This window comes from Vibrio sp. 10N.222.46.A1, from assembly GCF_041473595.1.
In the GTDB taxonomy this organism is placed as follows: domain Bacteria; phylum Pseudomonadota; class Gammaproteobacteria; order Enterobacterales; family Vibrionaceae; genus Vibrio; species Vibrio tasmaniensis_A.
Genome location: NZ_JBFRSN010001346.1, coordinates 1 through 213, shown reverse-complemented (window position 1 = coordinate 213; position 213 = coordinate 1). Strand labels below are relative to the sequence as shown.

Here is a 213-nt window from a genome sequence, read left to right as displayed (position 1 = left end):
TTGATAGTATCAGCTACCTTAAGCGCCTTGTGGAACTTAACGTTGGCGACGATGAACTGCTTTATAGAGAGATTGAACACCTTACCGATTTAGGTAATGAGTGACGTCTCCATTCCCCTTTTTCTATTAGAAGCATTTAGTTAATACAGAACCATGTCTAAAAAAGTTTCCATTACAATCCCCTTAACCCAAGGGGATCAGACGTTTTATTTC

1 pseudogene is annotated in these 213 nt (G+C 39.0%); it reads left to right on the top strand.

From position 1 onward, the window contains the following. Positions 1-104: pseudogene (locus AB4496_RS26495) on the top strand (PilZ domain-containing protein); the annotation flags it as partial. Positions 105-213: the final 109 nt, after the last annotated feature.